Source organism: Flavobacterium sp. KBS0721, assembly GCF_002007065.3.
Taxonomy (GTDB): Bacteria; Bacteroidota; Bacteroidia; order Flavobacteriales; family Flavobacteriaceae; genus Flavobacterium; species Flavobacterium piscis.
This window is the reverse complement of the sequence record NZ_CP042170.1, coordinates 2,130,745-2,147,007: the sequence shown is the minus strand read 5'-3', so window position 1 is coordinate 2,147,007 and position 16,263 is coordinate 2,130,745. Positions and strand designations below refer to the sequence as shown.

Annotated in this window: 12 protein-coding genes; 5 read left to right on the top strand and 7 right to left on the bottom strand. The window is 34.0% G+C overall.

Annotated features, from left to right (window positions below):
* Nucleotides 1-72: 72 nt before the first annotated feature.
* The 7 genes from gldN (B0M43_RS09470) to topA all read right to left on the bottom strand — a co-directional run bounded on the left by gldN (B0M43_RS09470) (nt 73) and on the right by topA (nt 10,031).
* Nucleotides 73-1,062, bottom strand: coding sequence for a gliding motility protein GldN (gldN, locus tag B0M43_RS09470; RefSeq protein WP_078008559.1), 990 nt, complete (start codon nt 1,060-1,062; stop codon nt 73-75).
* A 307-nt stretch (nt 1,063-1,369) separates the two neighbouring features.
* A complete protein-coding gene (gldN, locus tag B0M43_RS09465) occupies nt 1,370-2,359 on the bottom strand; it encodes a gliding motility protein GldN (RefSeq protein ID WP_078008560.1) in 990 nt (329 codons plus the stop codon).
* Nucleotides 2,360-2,404: 45 nt separating this feature from the next.
* Nucleotides 2,405-3,946 carry a gliding motility protein GldM gene (gene gldM / locus B0M43_RS09460; protein ID WP_078008561.1) on the bottom strand — a complete coding sequence of 514 codons (1,542 nt, stop codon included), beginning with the start codon at nt 3,944-3,946 and terminating at the stop codon, nt 2,405-2,407.
* Between the two features lie 52 nt (nt 3,947-3,998).
* Nucleotides 3,999-4,634 carry a gliding motility protein GldL gene (gene gldL / locus B0M43_RS09455; protein ID WP_078008562.1) on the bottom strand — a complete coding sequence of 212 codons (636 nt, stop codon included), beginning with the start codon at nt 4,632-4,634 and terminating at the stop codon, nt 3,999-4,001.
* Nucleotides 4,635-4,699: 65 nt separating this feature from the next.
* Nucleotides 4,700-6,097, bottom strand: coding sequence for a gliding motility lipoprotein GldK (gene gldK, locus B0M43_RS09450; protein ID WP_078008563.1), 1,398 nt, complete (start codon nt 6,095-6,097; stop codon nt 4,700-4,702).
* Between the two features lie 262 nt (nt 6,098-6,359).
* Nucleotides 6,360-7,511: a formimidoylglutamase gene (locus B0M43_RS09445; RefSeq protein ID WP_065452223.1), complete on the bottom strand. Its 1,152-nt coding sequence runs from the start codon at nt 7,509-7,511 to the stop codon at nt 6,360-6,362.
* Nucleotides 7,512-7,514: 3 nt separating this feature from the next.
* On the bottom strand, nt 7,515-10,031 hold the full coding sequence (gene topA, locus B0M43_RS09440; protein WP_078008564.1) for a type I DNA topoisomerase: 2,517 nt from the start codon (nt 10,029-10,031) through the stop codon (nt 7,515-7,517).
* A 512-nt stretch (nt 10,032-10,543) separates the two neighbouring features.
* On the opposite strand from topA, the gene miaB reads away from it, so the two are divergent.
* The 5 genes from miaB (at nt 10,544) to B0M43_RS09415 (ending at nt 16,262) form a co-directional block, all read left to right on the top strand.
* Complete coding sequence (gene miaB, locus B0M43_RS09435; RefSeq protein ID WP_065452209.1) at nt 10,544-11,989, top strand: tRNA (N6-isopentenyl adenosine(37)-C2)-methylthiotransferase MiaB; 1,446 nt, start codon at nt 10,544-10,546, stop codon at nt 11,987-11,989.
* 46 nt (nt 11,990-12,035) lie between these two features.
* Entirely contained in the window at nt 12,036-12,425 is a 390-nt protein-coding gene (locus tag B0M43_RS09430) for a GxxExxY protein (protein WP_078008565.1), read from the top strand.
* A 168-nt stretch (nt 12,426-12,593) separates the two neighbouring features.
* On the top strand, nt 12,594-13,850 hold the full coding sequence (locus B0M43_RS09425) for a sigma-54-dependent Fis family transcriptional regulator (protein WP_078008566.1): 1,257 nt from the start codon (nt 12,594-12,596) through the stop codon (nt 13,848-13,850).
* 190 nt (nt 13,851-14,040) lie between these two features.
* Nucleotides 14,041-14,544 (top strand): LptE family protein, encoded by a 504-nt coding sequence (lptE, locus tag B0M43_RS09420; protein ID WP_065452206.1) that lies wholly within the window; start codon nt 14,041-14,043, stop codon nt 14,542-14,544.
* Nucleotides 14,545-14,636: 92 nt separating this feature from the next.
* A complete protein-coding gene (locus B0M43_RS09415) occupies nt 14,637-16,262 on the top strand; it encodes a tetratricopeptide repeat protein (RefSeq protein ID WP_123921843.1) in 1,626 nt (541 codons plus the stop codon).
* Nucleotide 16,263 lies beyond the last annotated feature (1 nt).

Below are 16,263 nucleotides of genomic sequence, written 5' to 3'. Positions count from 1 at the left end.
TAAAGGATAAAATATAAAAAAACTCTTAATACAAAGGTACTAAGAGTTTTTGTTTTAATGTTATTTAGATACTTAGTAGTTCCACATATCTTCCTCGAAATTACGAATCTTCTCTTTCACTCTTTCAGATTCTAACAATTGGTTCTGTGCATTATCTTTCATGTAATCTTTAATTTCACGGTCTCCGTACATATTTTCTTCTTTATAGATAATAGCATTAAAACGTCTTAAATTTAAAATCTGATCAAATGAAATTGGAATGGCAGAATTCTTATCATTAAAAGCTTTTCCTTCGTGCAATACTTCCCTGGCGTCAGGAAAGAAAACCCAGAATAACTCTATGTAATCCTTCTCATCAGCGTTCATGGTATACACATCTGGAGTAACAGGACAAATGCCAAGTAGCCTGTATTTTAACTCGCTTTGTCGTTTGTCAAAATACCAATATCCTTTTATTTTATATTGTGTAACATCGGCAGCTGTTAAATCTTGTTTTAAAATGTATTCCGCAGGGACTGATCTTGTAGGTCCAACTGTTTCATCAACATAAGTAACAGATTTCTTTTTACCAGTGCCGGTAACCACTTTTTTCTTTACAACACGCGTTCTATAATCATCCGGATATTGATTGATTAATTCTCTACCAGCATCTGTAGTATCTACTCGCGATAATGCACCCTGAATGTCTTTCAATGATTTTTTAGTATTGAAATAACTGTCGCTGTAAACTTCGGTTATTCTGCCACTTCGAATTCCTCTGGTTAGAACATCATAAAGCGAACGTCTGTCAGAACCAATATTAGCAGTGTCTACAGGAAAGTATAAAGGAAAATTGATTTTTTCGTTTAAATCAATAATTTCCCATACCGTTTTCCCCATGAGAACATCCCTGTCATCTACATAACCATAAGAGAGAGGCTTATCATTATCCGAAATTCTCTGTGCTGCACTCTTTATTCCAATTTGGTCAGCCGTTTTTGCATTAAGTAGATTTGATTGTGCATTTGAAACAAAACCTGCTGTAACAAAAACCATAAACATTAAAAAAATTTTCCCTTTCATCATAACACTTTTTAGTAAACAAAGCTAACGAAATAATTACCGTTTTATTGTTATTTTCCTACAATTAACGCAAATTTTTTCTTTCAAACATAAACATTGACTTTTAACAACGAACATCATCATAAGTAAAACCAATTAAAGCTATAAAATAAATCAATGATTACCAAGTATTTAATGTTTTTATTTTATCAAAGAAACACAATCATTCATGAAAAATATTTTAATTGCAAAATTATCATAAAATAAAAAAAAGCTCTTACTGCCTGGCAGTAAGAGCTTTTTTTTATTTTATGTAATGTTTAGATACTTAGTAGTTCCACATGTCTTGTTCGAAGTTACGAATCTTTTCTTTTACTCTTTCAGATTCCAACAATTGGTTTTGTGCGTTATCTTTCATGTAATCTTTGATCTCACGATCTCCGTACAAGTTTTCTTCTTTATAAACAACTGCATTAAAACGTCTTGAATTTAATATCTGATCGAATGAAATTGGAAGTGCTGAGTTACTGTCGTTAAATGCTTTTGCTTCATGTAATGCTTCTCTGGCATTAGGGAAGAAAACCCAAAATAACTCGATATAATCTTTCTCGTCACTATTCATCGTATAAACATCCGGAGTTACAGGACAAATTCCTAATAAACGATATTTCAGTTCACTCTGACGTTTGTCAAAATACCAGTATCCTTTTATTTTATATTGTGTAACATCAGCTGCTGTTAAGTCTTGTTTCAGAATATATTCAGCCGGAACAGATCTTGTTGGGCCAACATTTTCTTCAACATAAGAAACAACTTTCTTTTTACCAGTACCGGTAACTACTTTTTTCTTCACAACACGTGATTTGTAGTCATCCGGATATTGGTTGATTAACTCTCTACCAGCATCTGTTGTATCAATACGAGATAATGCACCTTGAATGTCTTTCAAAGATTTTTTAGTATTGAAATAACTGTCGCTATATACTTCAGTTATTTTGCCGTTTTTAACAGCTTTCGTCAAAACGTCGTAAAGAGAGCGTCTGTCAGAACCAATATTAGCCGTATCTACCGGAAAGTACATTGGAAAATTGATTTTTTCATTTAAATCAATGATTTCCCAAGTAGTTTTTCCCATCAAGATATCTCTATCATCTACATAACCATAAGCCAAAGGTTTATCATTATCAGAGATAAGTTGCGCAGGAGTTTTAAGTCCTATCTGAGCAGGTGTTTTCGCATTTAGCAAATTAGATTGCGCATAAGAAGAAAAACCTCCAGCGATAGAAACAATAGCTATTAAAAAATTTCTTACTTTCATCGTGGTATCGTTATAAGATATTGAGTGTAGTTTTACCTACTTTTATTATTGTATTTCGAAAATTACCGGAGCAGTTCTTGGCAATAAATAACTACCAGCTCCAACAAGTTTAGTTTTAATTTCAGAAATAGTAACCTGGTCTCCTTTTCCTGCTCTTGAAAGTACTTGTTTACATTGTGCATTTAATCTGTTACCAGAAACAACAACAGTAGGCTGTCCTGCAATTTTCATATTAAATCCAACAACATCTAAACCAACTTCAAAATCAAAGTCATTTAATTTAGCGCCAATAGTAGCAACTTCTAAGTTAGATTTAGGTCCTTTAACAACACCTTGCTCTCCTCTAATTGTACCAGCTGGTCCAGGAATACCTTTAATTCTAAATGTTTTCTTGTCTGTAACTTTATCTCCGTTTGGTAATGTACCAGTAACAGCGATTGTAGCTTCATTACCAGAACCCGGATTCATGTTATATTTCCCTGGTTTACCAGCAGAAGATAATCCCGGAGCACTTGCAACAACTTTGTTGTCAGCAACACCAGCGAATGATACAGAGATTGGGTTAACTACACCTCTATAAACAACATTCATTTTATCAGCAGAAATAGTAGCAGAGTTTGGTCTAGGAACTACAACGTAATTTCCAGCAAATTTAAGTGGAATGTTTTTACCATCTTCTAAGAATGTAAATTGTCCATTAATAGTTTGCTCACCTACTCCACCAGCAGTTAAAGAGATAACAGCTTGTCCGTTTACAATTTGCCCAGGACCTTGGAAAGAAGTTGGTTTTGTGTTTTCGTCATAACGACCTAAAACTACTTTACCAGTTACTTTTTCTCCTTGGAAGTAAGCGTTTTTATCTAAAACAACAATTGCCTGATAATTGCTATAAGAAGCAGCAGCAACTGCAGCTTTTCCTAAAGCACTATTGTAAACATCTGATTCTACTTTTTTAACGTCATTTTGCCAAGCTGAAAGTTTTGCAACTGAAGCAACAGCAGGAAATCCTTTAAAGTGGTAAGATAAATATTTATCTTTTACTCCATCTTTATTTTTTACATCAGAAACATCAAATTTTTTCTCAACCTCCGCAACAATTGCAGAATATTTTTTGTCAGTTCCTAAAGCAGCTTTAATATCAGCTTTATACTTTTCAATTTTTGAGATAATTTCAGTCCCTTTAGCGCTATATCCTTCTCCTTTAAACCAACTATCGATATTGTCTCCTTTATCCATAGCTTCGTAAGGTAATTTACCAGTCTCTTTATCTACTTCAAATCCTTTAACAACATCTGTTTTTAAAGTACCAATGTAAGCGTAAAAATCTTTAGTAATTCCTTCAACTTTATGTGCTGTCTCAGAAGCTTTAACAAATTCTCCTTTTGCTTCAGCAGCTTTTTGGTCTAAAGAAGTAAGCATTGAAGCGTTACTTTCTTCTGATGATTTATTTGCGCTTTCGAATTTTTCATTCATTAAGCCAAAAGCAGATAAAACTTCTTTTGACATATTCATTGCTAACATTGCGATGAAAACCAGATACATCAGGTTCACCATCTTCTGTCTAGGGGTTAATTTTCCTCCTGCCATTTTTTCTAATTAGTTCTTTATTAATAAATTTAATATAATAGTTAAAAACTAATTATCCTTTGTTACTCATTGCAGAAAGCATACCACCATAAACATTGTTCAAAGAAGCAATGTTTGCAGTCATAGATTGCATTTGTTCTTTTAATTTAGAAGCATTTTCAGCAATTTCGCTATTTGCTTGTGCGTTTCTTGAAGCACTTTCTAATTGTACTTTATATAAACTGTTCAATGATTCCATTTGTGCAGCAGCCATAGACATTTCTTCAGCATATTTCTTTTGTCCTGCAATAGAATCTACTGTTGGAGAAATAGCTTTTGCAGCTCCTTCGAAATTTTTGATGCTGTTTCCTAAGCTTGCCATTAACTCACCGTCAATTTTAGCTTCTTTCAACATTACATCAAGTTTTTGTGACAATAATCCCTGAGCATCAACAGGAGCTTCAACTTTATCCGATTTTTTTCTAGCCTGACCGTTAGCTAATTCCGGGTAAACAAGAGTCCAGTCTAATTCATCATCAACAGGATCAAAAGCAGACAATGCAAAAATAAACGCTTCTACACCAAGACCAACAATCAACATGATACTAGCACCTTGCCAGTGTTGCAACTTGAAAAGTGCACCGATGATTACTACTGCCGCTCCCATACCATAAGCGAAATTCATTGTTTTTTTACTTAATAATGCCATAATACTTTTTTTTAGGTTTTAATTTTAAAATAGATTTGATTTGGTTATTTGAATTTAATTATAATTTACTTTTTCTTTCCGCTTCCAGTCGTTTGAGTTCCCATGTAATCTTGTACAGTTCTGAAACCAATATAACTTCTTGCAGAATCTGCATATTCGTGGTCACGAGTACTTACCTGTAGGAAATAAGCAACATCTTTCCAAGAACCACCACGAACTACTTTTCTTTGGTTGTTTCCGTCAATTACGTTAGGATTCATTGTAGAAACATATTCGTAAGCATTTGGATTATAAGCTGAATCTGTCCACTCTGAAACATTTCCTGCCATATTATACAATCCGTATCCGTTTACTTCGTATGATTTTGCTTCAACTGTATATAAAGCTTCATCGGCAGCATAATCTCCTCTACTAGGTTTAAAGTTTGCCAAGAAACAACCTCTGTCACTCTTAGTATAAGGACCTCCCCAAGGATAAGTAGCAGATTCCAGACCTCCTCTTGCAGCATACTCCCATTCTGCCTCTGTTGGCAATCTGAATGCATTTACTAAATCACGTCCTTTTTTCTTAGATTTGATGTAGCTGTTTTTGTTTAAAGTTCTCCAGGCACAAAATGCTTTTGCTTGTTTCCATGTTACACCAACTACAGGATAATCCCCGTAAGCTTTGTGCCAGAAATAGTCATTGTGCATTGGCTCATTATAAGAGTAAGCAAAATCTTTGATCCAAACTGTTGTATCAGGATAAACGCTTACTTGTTCTGTTTTAACAAAATCTTTTCTTTTTCCAACTTTGGCTTTTGCAGCAGCCTGAATATCCATCCAAGAATAACGGAATTTCAATTTATTTACATCAATTGATCTTAATCCGTTATATGATTCTTCAATTGGCAAATACATAGAGTCCATTACCTCAGCATAATACTCATCTGGATAAGCTTTAGTATCTTTAATTAACTTAACTTTTTTATTTAATTTTCTACCAGCATAAGGATCGTCTTTTGTTCCTACACTATAGTAGTTATCATACATGTATTTATCATATGCCGTCATTTTGTCCGGCTCTGAATCATTAAATGCATAATCTGCAATACTTCCACCTTTTTTACCTTTGTCACCTGTAGATTTTTGTCCGGTTTCATCAGCTAAGATTGCTAAGCGAACTCTCATTGTAGAATCTTTTACCCATTCTACAAATTGACGGTACTCGCTATTAGTAATTTCTGTTTCATCCATATAAAATGAACGAACCGTTACTGTTTTAGTCGGAGCATCTTCAACATTAGCTAAATCAGCATCTGATTTACCCATAATAAAAGATCCACCTGGAACTAATGTCATTCCATAAGGTTTTTCAGGATGCCATTTCCCTCCTGTAACACCAACTAACTCACCTTTGTCTCCTGACTTACCACAGCCAATTACCAGTGTTAACATTGCTGCAAATGCAATAAACTTCTTCATATAAATTTGGGATTTCTATTCATTATTATAAGTCCGTAAACGTATTTATTATTTATCTAAAAAACAATACTAGTTGCGAAATTTATTTTACCGTTCAAAAATAATGTTAAATAAAATAAAAAAAAAATATTTCATCGATAAACTACTAGAAAAAATCGACGTAAAACGTTAAATTTTATACTTTATATTTATTTTCTTACTAATATATTTTAACATTTTTTTTAAACTCAAAAAAAAACACAATTTTCTATAAAATTTTATTTTATAAAGCGTTTTTTCGTTGTGCTTTCCACCATCTTTCTGGCAATTCTTGATTACAAGCGCTCAAATATTCTTCGTAGGAACACGGTAATAACGTATTTCTTTTCAATTTATTGTGCCCATTTGATTCGAACGGAATTTCGATCCACCAACGGTCTGTTTTGTCACTCTTATAAAAAACCAATTCTTCATCTTCAAGCGGCACTATATATTTTAAATACGTTGCCCGACTACCAAACGGATATTCTTTTGAACGATAATGATAACCTTCGATAAAATACCAGACAATTTGAGCTATAATACCAGCTTCAGGTGCAGTACTATTATGATTAAAAACTCCAAAGCAGGAAACTTTATCACTAATTCCGGCATATCTGGCCAATGAGCAGATTTCTTTTCCGTTGAATCCGTTTGGCTCAAAAGAAACCATATTAGCTGATGCAGATGACTTTACGGAATTAAGATCAATACTAACCAAATCAGCATCTCTAAAAACCGGCTCTGCCAATGCGATTTTATTCGAAATTTCTCCTAAACGGTAGGCATCAAAAAACAATTTCTCGATCAAATCGATTTCTTCCTGCGAATTATAATAGGTTTGATATCCTATGTTACAGTAATTAAACAGATTATTAGGCTCATCGATAATAATTTTAGTCAGATATGAGTTAGCCGAAACTGTTTCATTCTCTTTACCAAAATCAAATTTATTATCTACAGCAACCATGTTTACCATTTGCTCTAAATCATCATAAGCACGATATAGTGCATAGGTCAAATCCTGTGAACCTCCTATAACTATAGGAATCACTTTATTTTTAATTAAGGTAGCCGTTACTTTTTTTAAAGCAAAATAAGTATCCTCTACAGAATCCCCTGCAAGGATATCTCCTAAATCTGCAATCGATGCATCCCAATTACCGGGAAACATATGATACAATTTCTTACGAACTGCATTCAAATTAACTTCGTTAATTACATTACTATTACGACGGTCTTCTAAAACACCAACGATTGCAATTGTAATTTTACTAATATCAGGAAACTGATCCCGAGTATGGAAAACAATTTTGCTTCCCAATTCTTGTGAAGACAATGAATTAATGAATTTTAAAATTCCGTCATTAACTGGTTCTAGAAAATCAAATTCCATTTATTACTTCTTTTTAACAGCTGTTTTTTTAGCTGGAGCTTTTTTTGCGGTTGTTGCTTTTTTTGCCGGTGTTTTTTTTGCCGGTGTTTTGGCGGCAATCATTTCCTGAACCTGAGCCAATGTTAATTTTGTTGCATCAACATCTTTACTTAATTCAATTTTGATTTTACCTTTTGTAATTACCGATCTACCCCAACGAGCTTTTTCGACCAAAATTCCTTCGTCTTCCCAATTGTGAAGCACTTTATCTATATTTTTCTGTAATTTATCTTCAATCAACTCTTCGATTTCCTGTTGTGATAAATTATCAAAATTGTATTTTTTACTTACGTTGATAAAAATACTGTTCCATTTGATGAACGGACCAAAACGTCCTACACCTTTCTGAACTCCTTCGCCTTTGTAAACGGCGATTGGTGCATCGGCGATTGCTTTTTCATCGATTAATTCCTGCGCTCTTTCTTTAGAAAGACTTAACGGATCTTCTCCTTTTGGCAAAGAAATAAATACACTTCCGTGACGCACATAAGGACCGTAACGACCATTACTTACTTCAACTTCTTCTCCTTTATATTCTCCTAAATTTTTAGGCAATAAAAATAAATTCAAAGCTTCCTCAAGAGTAATGTTTCCAATATTTTGATCAGACATTAAACTGGCGAATTTTTTATCTTCGTCATCCGCTTCTCCAATTTGAGCCATTGGTCCAAATTTTCCTAAACGAACAGAAACTTGTCTTCCGTCAGCATCTTTCCCCAGAATTCTTTCTCCGCTTTCGCGTTCTGCATTGGCTTCAACCTCTTTTACATTTGGGTGAAATTTATTATAGAATTCCTGCATCATGATTGCCCAGTCGATATTTCCTTCGGCAATTTCATCAAAATCCTGTTCTACTTTTGCAGTAAAATTATAATCCAGAATGTTTCCGAAGTTCTTCACTAAGAAATCTGTTACAATTGTACCAATATCGGTAGGAACTAATTTTCCTTTATCAGATCCTGTATTTTCTTTCAAAAGCTTCTCCCCTACTTTATTGGCTTGTAAAGTAAGTTGTGTATAATTACGCTCCTGACCTTCAAGAGTTCCTTTCTCTACATAATTTCTGTTGATGATAGTAGAAATAGTTGGAGCATACGTAGACGGGCGACCGATTCCTAATTCTTCTAATTTTTTCACCAAAGAAGCTTCTGTATAACGAGCCGGTGGTCTTGAATATCTTTCGGTTGCTGTAATATAATTGTTAACTAGCTTTTCGTTTACTTTTAAAGCCGGCAACATTCCTTCTTGTTCTTCCTCATCATCATCATGTCCTTCAAGATATACTTTAAGGAAACCTTCAAAAAGCAAAACTTCTCCTGAGGCTGTAAAAATTTCGCTGTGATTATTGGCTTCAATTTTTACGTTTGTTCTTTCAAGTTGCGCATCGCTCATTTGAGAAGCCAATGTTCTTTTCCAGATCAAATCGTACAAACGAGCCTGATCACGGTCGATATTTACTGTGTGGCGCGACATATCAGTCGGACGAATGGCTTCGTGCGCTTCTTGTGCTCCTTTGCTTTTGTTGGCAAACGTTCTCGGTTTTGAAAACTCTTTTCCGTATGATTTTATGATTTCAGCTTCTGCAGCATCCATTGCATCTTTAGAAAGGTTTACACTATCGGTTCTCATATAGGTAATAAGTCCGGCCTCATATAAACGTTGTGCAAGCTGCATGGTGATTCCAACTGGCAAATACAATTTTCTTGCTGCCTCTTGTTGCAGGGTAGAAGTTGTAAAAGGTGCTGTTGGAGATTTTTTGGTAGGTTTAGTTTCTAAATCAGCTACCTTATATTGTGATCCGATATTTTTATTTAAAAAATCTTCGGCTTCTTTTTTTGTATTGAAGTTCTTTGGTAATTTGGCTTTGAAAGATTTTCCTGCCTCATTTACAAATTCTGCTACGATAGAATAACTCGCAACTGCATTAAAGTTTTGAATTTCGCGTTCTCTCTCAACAATCAAACGTACTGAAACTGACTGTACACGTCCCGCTGATAAACCTCCTTTAATTTTTCTCCATAAAACCGGAGATAATTCATATCCTACTAAACGGTCTAAAACACGACGCGCTTGTTGTGCGTTTACTAAATTATAATCAATTTCTCTTGGATTCTCGATTGCTTTAAGAATCGCAGATTTTGTAATCTCATGAAAAACAATTCGCTTTGTTTTTTTAACATCTAGTTTTAATTCTTCCGCCAGGTGCCATGAAATAGCCTCACCCTCGCGGTCCTCATCGCTTGCTAACCAAACCATTTCGGCATTCTTAGATAGTGTTTTTAACTTGCTTACCAGCGCTTTTTTATCGGGAGAAACTTCGTATTTAGGTTTAAATCCATTTTCAACATCTACTCCTATTTCTTTTGATGGTAGGTCAGCTATATGTCCGTAACTTGACTCTACCTGAAAATCACTTCCCAGAAATTTCTCGATCGTTTTCGCCTTTGCAGGTGACTCCACTATTACTAAATTCTTTGCCATTGCTCTATTTTTCTGCAACAAAAGTATCTATTTTTTTTAAATATCAGCCTTGCTAATTGATTTTTGAGGTATTTTAATGTTATGTTTCCTAAAATTGCAGATTTATCTGTATTCCTACCTATAATATATATAGGTATAACTTTTAATGATTTATGTACGAGAAATGTTGTTCTTGTAACCCCAAATACCTAGCCCAGATTGTAGTGAAAAGCCCGGAGTAAAAAATGCAAAAGTTTCTTGTTTTAAAAAAGCGACCAACGGAAGCTCTTTTTAAAACATTAGAAACTTTGCTTTTTTTATGAGGACTTGTAGCGGAAAGCTGGAAACAGCTACAAAATATTTTAGATTTTAGATTGTTGATTTTAGATTCCCTTTGATCGGTTCCAACAATCTAAAATCTAAAATCTGAATTCTAAAATCTAAAATAGTAATCTTTAAAATCTAAAATCTTTTCTCTGCCATCTTGTCATATTGATCACATTTACGTTATCTTTGCACTTTGAAATTATACAATGGAAAAGATTATTGAGGAAAGCAAACAGGGCGAAAGTCTTGTTTTGGAGAATAAACCTGAGAATACAAAAAAACTTTTTATTGAAAGTTACGGTTGTGCGATGAATTTTTCGGACAGTGAAGTCGTAGCTTCTATTTTATCGATAAACGGATATAACACTACACAAACTCTTGAAGACGCTGATTTGGTTCTGGTAAATACCTGCTCGATTCGGGACAAGGCAGAACAGACTATTCGTAAGCGTTTGGAGAAATATAATGCGGTAAAACGTATTAACCCGAAAATGAAAGTGGGCGTTTTGGGCTGTATGGCCGAGCGTTTGAAAAGTCAATTTTTGGAAGAAGAAAAAATTGTTGACCTTGTTGTGGGCCCTGATGCTTACAAAGATTTGCCGAATTTATTGGCAGAGGTTGAGGAAGGCCGCGACGCTATTAATGTAATTTTATCGAAAGAGGAAACGTACGGAGATATTTCGCCGGTTCGTTTGATGAGCAACGGAATCACTGCTTTGGTTTCGATCACTCGTGGTTGCGATAACATGTGTACGTTTTGTGTTGTGCCCTTTACGCGTGGTCGTGAGCGTAGCCGTGAACCTCAGAGTATCATGAAGGAAATTCAGGATCTTTGGGACAAAGGCTTTAAGGAAATTACACTTTTAGGTCAAAACGTTGACAGTTACCTTTGGTACGGCGGTGGTTTGAAAAAAGATTTCGTAAACGCATCTGATATGCAAAAAGCGACAGCGGTTGATTTTGATCAATTGCTTGAAATGGTTGCTGTTGGTTTTCCTAAAATGCGTATTCGATTCTCAACTTCTAATCCGCAGGATATGCATGAGAGCATTTTACATGTTATTGCTAAATATCCTAATATCTGTAAACATATTCATTTACCGGTTCAGTCTGGAAGTGACCGAATTTTAAAAGAAATGAATCGTTTGCATACTCGTGAGGAATATATGACTTTGATTGATAAAATTAAGGCGATTATTCCCGATGCTTCGATTTCGCAGGATATGATTGCAGGTTTCCCAACAGAAACAGAACAAGATCATCAGGACACGATGAGCTTGATGGAATATGTGAAATATAATTTTGGTTATATGTATTCGTATTCTGAACGACCGGGAACTTTGGCAGGAAGAAAAATGGAAGATGATGTTCCGGAAGAAACTAAAGCAAGAAGATTGCAGGAAATTGTTGATTTACAACAAAAACACGCCTGGTTTCGCAGTGAAGAATTCGTTGGACAAGTTGTTGAAGTTTTGGTTGAAAAAGTGTCTAAAAAATCGACTGAAGAATTCTCAGGAAGAAATTCTCAAAGTATTACGGTTGTTTTTCCTAAAGAGAATTATAAAATTGGGGATTTTGTAAATGTAAAAATTACAAGTTGTACTAGTGGAACTTTAAAAGGTGAAGCGGTTGGATTGAGTGAAATGAATTAGTTTTTTTTAACCGCTAATTTCACAAATTTTCACAAATTAATTCTTCATGTCTGACTCGAACGAATATTATTATAAGAAAAACGAAAATTACAAGATTGTTGGAATCTGTATGGAAGTGCATCGATTATTAGGCCCTGGTTTACTTGAAATTGTATATAAGGACGCATTAGAAGTCGAGTTCAAGAATAATAGAATTCCTTATCAACGAGAAAAGGAATTTTCAATTGAATATAAAGGAGTTATTTTGCCACATAAATTTTATGCCGATTTCATAGTCTATGATGATATAATACTAGAAGTAAAATCTGTAAAAGAAATATGTAATGAACATCTTGCACAGACATTAAATTATATGAAACTGGCAGACACTCCTGTTGGAATAATTGCAAATTTTCAGAACAAATCATTAATACACAAGCGATTAATAAATTCATAAAACAAATTTGTGCTAATTTGCGTAATTTGTGGTTAATTTTATTCGTCCGATTTAAGAAATCATTTTAATCTGTGGCAAACGAAAAAAATATTATTTGTGGTTTTTAGGACTCGTATACATTGCGTAACTTGAAACCTGAAACAAATAAAACTTGAAACAAAAACATACATGGAAACAGTTCAAGCAATAAAACAACGATTTGAGATTATTGGAAATGATCCTAAATTAAATCGTGCCATCGAAAAAGCCATTCAGGTTGCTCCTACTGATATTTCGGTAATGGTAACTGGGGAAAGTGGTGTTGGTAAAGAAAATATTCCAAGAATAATCCATTCGCTTTCGCACAGAAAGCATGGAAAATATATTGCTGTAAACTGTGGTGCAATTCCGGAAGGAACCATTGACAGTGAACTTTTTGGACACGAAAAAGGAGCTTTTACCGGAGCAACAAGCACGCGTGAAGGTTATTTTGAAGTAGCTGACGGCGGAACTATTTTTCTGGATGAAGTGGGCGAATTGCCTTTAACAACTCAGGTTCGTTTACTTCGTGTTTTGGAAAACGGCGAATTCATAAAAGTAGGTTCATCTCAGGTTCAAAAAACAAATGTGAGAATTGTTGCGGCAACAAACGTAAACTTATTCAATGCTATTGAAAAAGGAAAATTCCGTGAGGATTTATATTATCGTTTGACTACGGTCGAAATTACTCTACCTCCTTTACGTGAAAGAAACGAAGACATTCATTTATTGTTCAGAAAATTTGTTGCTGATTTTGCACATAAATACAAAATGCCGCCGTTGAAATTAGATGATGATGCGGTTCAGCTTTTGCAAAAATTCAGATGGAACGGAAACATTCGTCAGTTGCGAAATGTAGCCGAACAAATATCTGTTCTGGAAACTAATCGCGATATTACTTTGGCCACTTTAAAATCGTATTTACCAACTGAAGGCAGCAATTTACCGTCTGTAATTAGCGATAAGAAAAAAGAAAGTGATTTTAGTACCGAAAGAGACATTTTATACAAAGTCCTTTTTGATATGAAAAGCGATCTAAATGACTTGAAAAAACTAACTTTGGAATTGATGAAAAACGGTACTTCAAAAGTACAGGACATCAACCCTAATTTAATTCAGAAAATATATGGTTCTCAGGAAAATGAAAGCGAGATAGATTTTGAAGAAGAACCCAGAACTGCTGTCATGACGCCTGCAACGCGCGAAGATAATTATCAAATGCAAGATGATAATTATTTGTTTGCCGAAACAATCGAAGAAGAGGAAGTTTTGCGTTTGGAACAAAAAGAAATCGAAATGATCAAAAAATCATTAGAAAAAAATAAAGGAAAACGAAAAGCTGCTGCTGATGAGTTAGGTATTTCGGAAAGAACTTTATATCGAAAAATCAAACAATTCGATTTATAAAAATAAATAAATTACAATTTTTTAAAACTCCAAATTCTAACTTTAGAAAGGTTAAAACCTAAAAAACAAATTCCAAATAGCTTTATCTGTTCGCTAACGCCCGGTTTCAAATTAGTATATTTGAAAAAAATATTCCTTCAATTGGAATTTGGAATTTTAAAAAATTAGAATTTGATTACTTATTAATTTTATGAAAAAAATATATTCTTTATTAGCTTTAATGAGCCTTTTTATGCTAAGTGGCTGCGGGCCTTACAATTTTACAGGAACAGGAAAAATTGATGCCAAAACGTTTCAGGTTAACTTTTTCCAAAATAATGCTGATTTAATTGAACCTGGAATTGACAGAACGTTTACTTTGGCATTACAGGATTTAATTCAAAACCAAACCAACCTTAACTTAGTAAGCAATAGCGGTGACCTGGTTTACGAAGGAGAAATTGTAGATTACAGAACGACTCCAATGACTGCAACTGCAGATCAGCAAGCGGCCCAAAACCGTTTAACGATTCGTATCAATGTTAGGTTTACCAATAAAAATAAAGAAACAGATGATTTCGAAAAACCATTCGAATTCTACTATGATTTCCCGGGAACCGGCTTACCTACTGGTGCAACTTTAAATACAGCACTTCAGACTATTTTTGAAAGAATCACGCAGGATATTTTTAATGATTCGCTAGCTAAATGGTAAGATTGTTTATTTATTGAAATCGATTATATAGTTTAATCGATTTTTTAAATGCGTAAACAGTTAAACAACAAGATTAAACAAAAGAATAAAAAATGAATGTAACTGATTATACCTACTTAATGAACAAACCCGATGCTATCACAGAAAGGCAAGCGGACGCATTAGGAAGTGTTTTGAATGAATTTCCGTATTTTCAAAGTGCGAGAGCATTGCGATTAAAAGGACTTTACAATCAAAATAGCTTTAAGTATAATTATGCCTTAAAAGTAACGGCCGCTCACACAACTGATCGCGCTGTTTTATTTGATTTTATTACTTCAGAAACTTTTACTTCAATCCAGAACGATCTTTATGATCGAAAATTAAGAGATCTTTTAGAAATAAAAGTAATCGACAGCGAAATTGTATCTTTTGAAGAAATTAAAAAAGCCACCGAAGTTCGAATTGATCCTATTGAACAATCGATTTTGAATTCTATAAAAGGAGCCGCAAATAAAACTTTTGAAGAGCCAACAGCAACAGAAGAAAAGTCAATTGAAATAATTGATGAACACGCGATTCTAAATTCTTTTAAAGAAGTAACACCAAATACTGTTGAAGAACAAGTAAATAGTAAAGAAAAGCCAATTGAAATAATCGATGAGCAAGCGATTCTAAATTCATTTAAAGAAGTAATACCTGCTACTGAAGAACCGGTAAAAACCGAAGAGATTAAAGTAGAGCCAATTACAGAACCAATTACAATTACTGAGCAGGCAATTCTTGATACCTTTAAAGAAGTAGCACCAACCACTTTTGAAGAACCGGTAAAAATTGAAGAGCAACCAATTGAACCGATTACTGAGCAATCTATTTTAGACACTTTTAAGGAAGTAACACCAACCACTTTTGAAGGACCTGTAAAAACTGAAGAAAAACCAATTGATCCGGTTTTTGAGCAGTCTATCTTAGAATCTATAAAAGAAGTTTCGAATATAACTTTTGAAGAAGCTACAATCGAGGAGCAAAAAGAAGAACTTATTGTTGAGGAGCCAATTTTAACTTCGGTTAAAGAACATACTCCAACATTTTTTGAAGAAATAGTAGAAGAAGAGGAAATAACAGAGCCGGAAATTCCCGCAGTAAGAGTTGATCCTATTGAGCAATCGATATTGAATTCGATCAAAGAAGCGAACTCAGTGGTTTTTGAAGAACCAAAAATTATTGATGAACCTAAAATTGAAATTCAGGAAAATGTAAAAATCGCAGCGGAAAACCTTGAAATAGGAAAACCACTTGATTTTTCTGTTAATGAAAAACATTCGTTTCAGGAATGGCTTCAATTAGCCCGAACAGAACCAATAGACAGGACAGAAGAAGGTCCTCAGGAGGCAAGACAAACTCAAAAAGCAGCACAACCAAAAGATGAGGCAAAAATAATTGATCCTGAGAAAAAGAAAAAAGCAGAAATAATAGATAAATTTATAGAGACCAATCCCAAAATATCTCCTATAAAACAAACTGCAATAACACCTGCGGTACAATTCGACATTAACAAAGAAGATAATTCTTACTTAATGACAGAGACTTTAGCCAGAGTATATTTGGAACAAAAAAAATATACAAAAGCAATACAAGCATATGAAATATTAATTTTGAAATATCCAGAAAAAATTAGTTTCTTTGCAGACCGTATTTCGGATATCAAGATTTTACAACAAAATAACAATAATAATTAAG

Excerpts from the sequence above, each read along its gene's own strand:
- gldN (WP_078008559.1), bottom strand. The coding sequence starts at position 1,062 with ATGAAAGGGAAAATTTTTTTAATGTTTATGGTTTTTGTTACAGCAGGT.
- gldN (WP_078008560.1), bottom strand. The coding sequence starts at position 2,359 with ATGAAAGTAAGAAATTTTTTAATAGCTATTGTTTCTATCGCTGGAGGT.
- gldM (WP_078008561.1), bottom strand. The coding sequence starts at position 3,946 with ATGGCAGGAGGAAAATTAACCCCTAGACAGAAGATGGTGAACCTGATG.
- gldL (WP_078008562.1), bottom strand. The coding sequence starts at position 4,634 with ATGGCATTATTAAGTAAAAAAACAATGAATTTCGCTTATGGTATGGGA.
- gldK (WP_078008563.1), bottom strand. The coding sequence starts at position 6,097 with ATGAAGAAGTTTATTGCATTTGCAGCAATGTTAACACTGGTAATTGGC.
- B0M43_RS09445 (WP_065452223.1), bottom strand. The coding sequence starts at position 7,511 with ATGGAATTTGATTTTCTAGAACCAGTTAATGACGGAATTTTAAAATTC.
- topA (WP_078008564.1), bottom strand. The coding sequence starts at position 10,031 with ATGGCAAAGAATTTAGTAATAGTGGAGTCACCTGCAAAGGCGAAAACG.
- miaB (WP_065452209.1), top strand. The coding sequence starts at position 10,544 with ATGGAAAAGATTATTGAGGAAAGCAAACAGGGCGAAAGTCTTGTTTTG.
- B0M43_RS09430 (WP_078008565.1), top strand. The coding sequence starts at position 12,036 with ATGTCTGACTCGAACGAATATTATTATAAGAAAAACGAAAATTACAAG.
- B0M43_RS09425 (WP_078008566.1), top strand. The coding sequence starts at position 12,594 with ATGGAAACAGTTCAAGCAATAAAACAACGATTTGAGATTATTGGAAAT.
- lptE (WP_065452206.1), top strand. The coding sequence starts at position 14,041 with ATGAAAAAAATATATTCTTTATTAGCTTTAATGAGCCTTTTTATGCTA.
- B0M43_RS09415 (WP_123921843.1), top strand. The coding sequence starts at position 14,637 with ATGAATGTAACTGATTATACCTACTTAATGAACAAACCCGATGCTATC.